Consider the following 6514-nt stretch of genomic DNA (forward strand, 5'->3'; position numbering starts at 1 on the left):
TTTTTTAGTTCTTATAGAAATATTAATATCTCTATCTTTGTACACATATCTTCATACATAATTCTCCTTATAACACATTTCTATATTTTAAAATTTGATAAGCGGTTATTACGTTTCAATATGCTCAGAAAATGCCGATACATATATAAGTAATTTTTAATACACTGGAATTTTATATGCAAATTTAAGTACCTTTACATTGCTATTTAAATACAATAGTATGAATGGTTACCATTGTATTTTAGCGTTCTGTAGAATTTTGGTTTTCATATCAGTACGAAATACCATGAATAACGAAGGAGTCTTTGTTATGAAAGACAATATTAAAGAATTAATTGAATATGGCGAACGTATTCCACACTTCCATAAGGATTTTCCTATAATTTTATTTTGGAGTCACAGAAGCGGTTGTACTTCCTTAGCGAATTGGTTTTTCTTCCAAATTGGGTTATATGAGGAAGCAATGAAATATGCACCGTTCATTCATCATTACGAATATGAGATATACAAAAACAGAACCAATTATTACAAAGATTTAGAGCTAGAACTCTTGAATCTAAAGAAAGAAACTATAAAGCTTGTGCGAAACCCTTATAAAAGAGCCGTAAGCTCATTTTTAATACTTTATGATAACCCTTATGCAACGAAACAGTGGGAGAGCATTAGAGAATATTTCTATAACAATAAAAATATTCATAAGGGAATCTCGTTTAAACAATTTTTATATTATGTAAAAGATATGGGCCCTAAGTCCAGTCAGTTAGATCAACATTTTTCACAACAATATATTGAGGGGGAAGAAAAGGTCATCAAACAAAATATAAAACTAGAGAATTTTAATACAATAATTCCAAAATTGGAGAAAGAATATGGATTGCTTTCTTCTGATATATCACTCCTTACAAATTCCAATCACCATAGGGCACATCAAATGATTCATAAAGGAAACTATGCAGATGATGATATTACAAACCCACATTTCCCTTCATTACCAACCTATCGAAGTTTTTATGATGAAGAAGCTCTAAACCTTGTTTCAGAAATATTTACTGATGATTTTGAAGCATATGGATATAAGAAGAATGAAATTAATTTTTAACTAATATACCTATCACCCCATTATGTATAGAGTCTCTTTAAAAACTATAACGACTATGAAAAGCCAGCGGTATGGAAGGGGAATTATAATGAGTATTTCTATTATAATGATGGGTTTCATTATAGGGGGATTGGTTGGAGTAACAGGGATAGGCGGAGCTGCATTACTGACTCCATTTCTTCTAACATTAGGTATAAGTCCTTCTGTGGCTGTTGGAACGGATCTAGTATATAATTCTATCACTAAAATGTTTGGCATATCTCAACACTGGAAACAGAAGACCATTAATTTTAGATTAGTAAAATATCTAGCTGTTGGAAGTATACCTAGTGCGGTTATCGCAGTGGTAACAATTCATTTCTTACCAATTTTTCATTATAATCGAGAGGGAATTATAAAATATATATTAGGTTATGTTTTAATTATTGCGGCAATTTCTATTTTTATAAAAATATTTTTCTATAATGAATCTACACAAAATTTTTTTCAAAAACAGACTATGACACAAAAAAAGAGCCTAACAATTATTATTGGTGCAATACTCGGTTTTATCGTGGGACTTACTTCTGTGGGATCAGGCTCTTTATTCGCTATTGCAATGATATATTTATATCGACTGAAACCATCCGAATTAGTAGGCACAGATATTACACATGCGTTTTTGTTAGTGACGGTTGCAAGCATACTAAATATGAATTTAGGAAACGTAGATTATCTCTTATTAATTCACCTACTCATTGGTTCTATCCCAGGTGTCATACTTGGTAGTAAATTCTCCACTAAGATCCCCGTTAAACCTCTTCAAATATTTTTAGCTATCATTATTGGTGTAAGTGGACTAAAGTTAGTCATCACTTATTAAAAATATTTTATGTTTTTGCTATATAAGAATGGAGGTTCAAAATGGATCATACAGAACTATATAATTTTACCCTTAAGCAAGGGCGTGTACCTCATTTTCATAAAGATTTTCCTCTTATCTTGTTTTGGAGTCAAAAAAGCGGTTGTACTTCACTAGCACATTGGTTTTTTTTATCAAATTAATTTACTTAAAGAAGCAATAAAATATGATTCGTTCATCCATAACTATGAGTATGATGTATATAAGAACTCTACAAATTATTTGATACATGTAGCTACCGCATTACAAATAAAAGAAAAGAAGACGTACAAACTAGTAAGAAACCCTTATAAAAGAGCAGTAAGTTCTTTTACTTCTCTTATTTCTCCTCCAAATATTTATCATCCTGCATGGAGACCTATTCGATTATTCCTTTATGGTGATGAGACATGCAACAAACCAATCTCTTTTAAATTATTTTTGTATTACCTAAGAGCTCATATGAACAAATTAGATGAGGTTGACCCTCACTATAGTCAACAATATATCGAAGGAGAAGAAGAATTCATTACAAACTATATTTATCTAGAAAATTTCAATACAGGCATTTCAAAACTAGAAGAGGAGTATAAATTAAAAAAATCACCATTAGATCTATTATCAAAATCTTGGCATTATCAAGCGAGTAAGATGATTTATAAAGGAGTTTATGCAGAAGCTGATATTACAACCCCTATTTTTCCGCGATTCCCTACTTATGATAGTTTTTATGACGCAGAAACAATTCAATTGGTTCAAGAGGTATTTGCAAAAGATTTTAATATGTATCATTATGATTTAAATTCGATTTCTTAAAATAAAAATGTTCAAAGCCTGCTGTATTAAGGGTGTTATTTTACAACTGATAGGACGATATCACATATTTATAAATTTTCATAAACCTTTCCTAAATCTTTTTTCAGTTGTGTTTTTAAGTGCTCATTTTCACTTTCTAATAGCTTGTTCTTATGTTTTAAAAGATTGAGCTTATTCTTTAAAGTTTCTATGATTACATCCTTAGAGGCATCCGATGTCCTTCTTTTTACATTCTTAAAATCATGTATGCCTTCTTGCTGTTGACGTAAGTCTTCAATCGTTTTTCTGACTAAGGGTTCTCTATATAAATATGCTTTTGAAACCTGTGCTTTTTCTGAAACTGAATTAAAATTAATTTTTTGTCCGTCTTTAACCATTAACTGTATTACTTCATTCACTCTATATTGTGTTTCCCTCTTTTTTTTAGAGGCATGATTCAATAACCCCGTTGTATTCGGATGTTTGTTAACCATCAATTTTTCTTTCCTCTCCTATATATTCTCGTTTATGTTTCGGCATACCGAAAATTCCAATTTCATTTTTCAATGAATCTCTAATTTCCTTATACTTATTAAGTTTTGGTTGAATCAATTCAATAGAACGAATACGACCGCTAGTTTGATACTTTATAATATCTTCTTCCATCTTTGATATCTGCGCATTATAGTAATCTAAAAATGTTGTATCTACATGAAAACTCCTACAATTATTTTTAATACAAGGGGTTTCTAACGAATAATCTAAGAATTCACAGCTAACCTTAGGACTCTTTATGCATAATCCATGATCCAAACGAATAGAGTCCATGTTATGGCGAATCCATTCTAGTTCCAAACCGTTTTCTTCTGCCTGCTCAGGGAGACTGGCTTGTATTAATTCTCCAGTTGTGTCAATACGCACTGAGTTTTGAACTTTTTCCCATTCCCTACGAAGAGTGTTATCTGAAATTTTTGCATAAGTTAATGTCATTTCAGGACTAGTATGTGCCATTAACTTTTGTACATGAAGAATATTCATACCATTATTAATTAGATTGACCCCATATCTATGTCGAAAAGCATGGTTCTTAAATAGAAATATTTCTCCATTTTTATCAAGGATTTTATATTTTTCGGCTAGTTGATTTAATGCATAGGTAACCGATTTTTGTGAAAAGGCCATCCCTCTATTTTTTCCAGTAAGAACAGGGAACAAAAATTGATTTAAGTTGTTATGCTTCTTTTCATGATTGTTAATATATTCTTGTTGTATTTTAACAATTTCCACAATTTCTTCTGAAATAGGAACAATATGTTCTTTTACATTTACTTTTCGTTGATCTCCTACTAACCACCAACCATCTTGCTTATATGCTAGACAATTTAATTGTAGCTGACATACATCTGAGACTCTAAATCCTGTTGCTTCCATAATGACTATTAATCGTGCAATTTCCGAATCTAAATTATGTAGATTTTCCAACACTTGCTCCCATATAAAATCTGGCACATGTTTAACATGTTCGTGATAGTTTTTCTTTTCTCTTCGAGGAAAGTCTTCGGGAAATATTAATCTGTTAACAGGGGTTTTAGGTGCTTCTTTCCATTCAAAACCTTGCATATATTCAATTATTCTTCTGACATTTGAAAGGCACTCTATTACATGACGATTACTAGGAACACGATTTTTTGTATAACTCTTTCCTCCCATTTCACGATTTCTAACATAAAATAAAAAATCTTCAATGTCCTGTCTTTGTAGATTCTGTAAATCTATCCACTTTGGATACGTTTCTACAATGAAATCAAAAAACAAATACATTTTCTTTAAAATATTTTGGGCGGTCGCAAAGGTAATTTGTTGGTGTATAAGTAATGTTTGATTTACATACTTTTTAACTAATTCCCGAAAGGGAAATTTTATACTGGTGAAATTAAGAAATCTGTCTCTTCGAGACATATTATATGGAATCCCTAGTCTTTTTATATTCCATTTATCTTTTTGATGTTCAGGTCGTTCGTCATAATAATTAGAGAAAAAATCATATAAACTTTTACATACTCCAAGATAAGGTGAAATAAATTCTCCTCCACGATGATGGGGGTATTTTAACGGCTTATTATTTTCAGTTAGATATAATTTGTATTCATCTAATAATGTAGTGTAAGGAATATCAATTATTGATGTGACTTGAGGGAATTTCTCGGCTAAAAATTTTGAAAGAAAGTACATTTTATAAAAATGCTTCTCCATAAAGCTGGATAAAAGCCAAATTTCATTGGTTAAAGAATAAAAAGAATAGTACTTTATCTCCAGTTTAATATATTCATTACTAATTTTATTGAAATCAACAATTTTTTTTGTTTCTTTAATTTTTCCTCTTCTATCTGGCAGGGGAAACTCTTCGATTTTCCATTCATCTAAAGCCCAATACCCTTTAAGGTCGTTCATAACTTTACGTTGTATTTTATTAGAATTAATAGCTACGATATTCATTTTCTCATTCTCCTATGCTGCTGGGCTTCATCCCAGTGCTTTCTTATAGTTTCTTCTGAAGGATGAATATACATATTTAAAGTAGTTTGTACCTGGGCATGTCCTAATAATTTTTGAATGATACCAGCGTCCATGCCTAGATCATAAAGTTGTGTTGCACATGTATGTCTAAGTGTATGAGCGGTAAAGTTTATTTTCGTTTTTTTAGACAATATACGTATAACAGCTTGCAAAGCCCAATATTGCATTGGTTGCCCTTTATTTTTCCCTTTTAAATTAATAAATACATGGTTAGAATCTACATCATTAGTATGGTAATCGATAATATAATCTTGGAATAAATTCATTGTTTCATTTGATACATATACTTTTCTTTTTTCTCCAGCTTGTGTTTTAGATTCTCTAACAGTGATACTACCATCATTGATATTGAAGTCCTCTATCCATAAACTTAATAACTCAGAAGCTCTTAATCCTCCTTCATATAAAATACGAATTATTAACTCATCTCTTATGTTATTACATGCTATATGAATCAATTCCGCCTGCTTAGTAGTAATGGTTTTTATTTTTCTTTTAGGTTCCTTAAGTTTTAAAATATTAATTTTGGTTGTTGGGGTATGTGTTATATGATCTAAAAATTTACGATACTTCCGCCTTGTATTATGGACTTCTTTTGTAACTTTGGATTTTACATTAAATAAGATTTGACCACTACGCCATTGGTAGTCCAAAAATTCAATAACACAATTAGTGATTAAGTTAACGGAAGATTCAGTTCTTTTGGCGTGCACTAACTTCTTTGTGTCATTTAAATAGATAGTATTTATATCATCTGTTGATTTTCTTAACCAATGAATAAATTCTGTTAATAAACTTATATCCACTTCTCTGTAATCTTTGTTCTTTTCGTTTAGAAAACACCAGAATATTTTCAAATGATAACAGTACGTTTTAAGTGTATTAGGTGCTTTTCCTAAAGAATCCTTATGTTTTATAAATTTCATGATTGGGATAACTGGTTCACCATTGTTATGTAAAACCATCCAACGTTCTTCCCCAAACGATGTAATAATACTTTGTACTTTAAACATTTTTCCACCTCCAACTGTTCAATCTATCTATACTATAAATACTATCTCTTTTTACTATTATTATAGCTTCTACAAAGAGACAAAAAAAGAGAACTACCTATCGTTGTATACGTTATCTCTACTCATATATTATACTATTGTTAACACCAT

Annotated in this window: 5 protein-coding genes and 1 pseudogene; 3 read left to right on the forward strand and 3 right to left on the reverse strand. The window is 30.4% G+C overall.

Annotated elements, in window-relative coordinates:
- Nucleotides 1–310: 310 nt before the first annotated feature.
- From ACS2CR_RS32940 to ACS2CR_RS32950, 3 genes and pseudogenes are all read left to right on the forward strand, one after another.
- A complete protein-coding gene (locus ACS2CR_RS32940; RefSeq protein WP_153602408.1) occupies nucleotides 311–1099 on the forward strand; it encodes a sulfotransferase family 2 domain-containing protein in 789 nt (262 codons plus the stop codon).
- Between the two features lie 88 nt (nucleotides 1100–1187).
- Nucleotides 1188–1961, forward strand: coding sequence for a sulfite exporter TauE/SafE family protein (locus ACS2CR_RS32945; protein WP_153602409.1), 774 nt, complete (start codon nucleotides 1188–1190; stop codon nucleotides 1959–1961).
- 41 nt (nucleotides 1962–2002) lie between these two features.
- A pseudogene (locus tag ACS2CR_RS32950) lies at nucleotides 2003–2795 on the forward strand (sulfotransferase family 2 domain-containing protein).
- Between the two features lie 68 nt (nucleotides 2796–2863).
- Here ACS2CR_RS32950 and ACS2CR_RS32955 read toward each other — a convergent pair.
- The 3 genes from ACS2CR_RS32955 to ACS2CR_RS32965 are packed head-to-tail and all read right to left on the reverse strand — an operon-like array spanning nucleotide 2864 to nucleotide 6364.
- On the reverse strand, nucleotides 2864–3268 hold the full coding sequence (locus ACS2CR_RS32955; protein ID WP_153602423.1) for a DUF6262 family protein: 405 nt from the start codon (nucleotides 3266–3268) through the stop codon (nucleotides 2864–2866).
- Nucleotides 3261–5270, reverse strand: a complete 2010-nt coding sequence (locus tag ACS2CR_RS32960) for a tyrosine-type recombinase/integrase (protein WP_153602410.1) — start codon at nucleotides 5268–5270, stop codon at nucleotides 3261–3263. The genes ACS2CR_RS32955 and ACS2CR_RS32960 overlap by 8 nt, the downstream gene beginning before the upstream one ends.
- Nucleotides 5267–6364, reverse strand: a complete 1098-nt coding sequence (locus ACS2CR_RS32965; RefSeq protein ID WP_113712080.1) for a tyrosine-type recombinase/integrase — start codon at nucleotides 6362–6364, stop codon at nucleotides 5267–5269. Before ACS2CR_RS32965 ends, ACS2CR_RS32960 begins: the two co-directional genes overlap by 4 nt.
- Nucleotides 6365–6514: the final 150 nt, after the last annotated feature.

The sequence above is a fragment of the Bacillus cereus group sp. BceL291 genome, from assembly GCF_051776705.1.
Classification (GTDB): domain Bacteria; phylum Bacillota; class Bacilli; order Bacillales; family Bacillaceae_G; genus Bacillus_A; species Bacillus_A cereus.

Excerpts from the sequence above, each read along its gene's own strand:
- ACS2CR_RS32940 (WP_153602408.1), top strand. The coding sequence starts at position 311 with ATGAAAGACAATATTAAAGAATTAATTGAATATGGCGAACGTATTCCA.
- ACS2CR_RS32945 (WP_153602409.1), top strand. The coding sequence starts at position 1,188 with ATGAGTATTTCTATTATAATGATGGGTTTCATTATAGGGGGATTGGTT.
- ACS2CR_RS32955 (WP_153602423.1), bottom strand. The coding sequence starts at position 3,268 with ATGGTTAACAAACATCCGAATACAACGGGGTTATTGAATCATGCCTCT.
- ACS2CR_RS32960 (WP_153602410.1), bottom strand. The coding sequence starts at position 5,270 with ATGAATATCGTAGCTATTAATTCTAATAAAATACAACGTAAAGTTATG.
- ACS2CR_RS32965 (WP_113712080.1), bottom strand. The coding sequence starts at position 6,364 with ATGTTTAAAGTACAAAGTATTATTACATCGTTTGGGGAAGAACGTTGG.